This window comes from Dietzia sp. 111N12-1 (assembly GCF_001658045.1).
GTDB lineage: Bacteria > Actinomycetota > Actinomycetes > Mycobacteriales > Mycobacteriaceae > Dietzia > Dietzia kunjamensis.
Genome location: NZ_LSSV01000003.1, coordinates 1 through 525, shown reverse-complemented (window position 1 = coordinate 525; position 525 = coordinate 1). Strand labels below are relative to the sequence as shown.

Annotated in this window: 1 protein-coding gene; it reads left to right on the top strand. The window is 69.9% G+C overall.

The window, feature by feature from the left end:
• Positions 1–41: 41 nt before the first annotated feature.
• Positions 42–525: ATP-binding cassette domain-containing protein (locus AYO52_RS01955; RefSeq protein WP_253701763.1), on the top strand; the 484-nt coding region annotated here is incomplete at its 3' end.

The following is a 525-nucleotide window of genomic DNA, read 5'->3' as shown; positions in this document are numbered from 1 at the left end:
GGCCGTCCGGATCGGGAAAGTCCACGCTGCTATCCGCCGTGATGGGGGCACTGCCCCTCAGTGGCGGCACGATCCGGGCCGAGACCTCTCCGATCACGACGTTCGCCGAAAAGGAATGGCGATCCCGCGTGGCCTGGTGCCCGCAGGACGCCTACGTCTTTGACTCCACCCTGCGCGGCAATCTCCTCCTATCCAGGCCGGCCGCCCAGGCCCCCGATGACGCCGCACTGCGGCGGGTTCTCGAGCGGGTCGGTTTGACCGTTCTGCTCGACGCGCTCCCCGACGGTCTGGACACCCGGGTCGGGGCCGGCGGTCGGGCCCTATCAGGAGGGGAGCGTCAACGATTGGCGGTGGCACGGGCACTGCTCACTCGCGCCGACGTCCTCCTGCTCGACGAGCCGACTGCGCACCTAGACGCGCCGACAGCCGACGCCATGATGAGCGACCTCCGCACCGCCGCCGATGACAAGGTGGTGATCCTGGTCTCGCACCGCCACGATGACCGGCGGCCCGAGGACCAGGTGG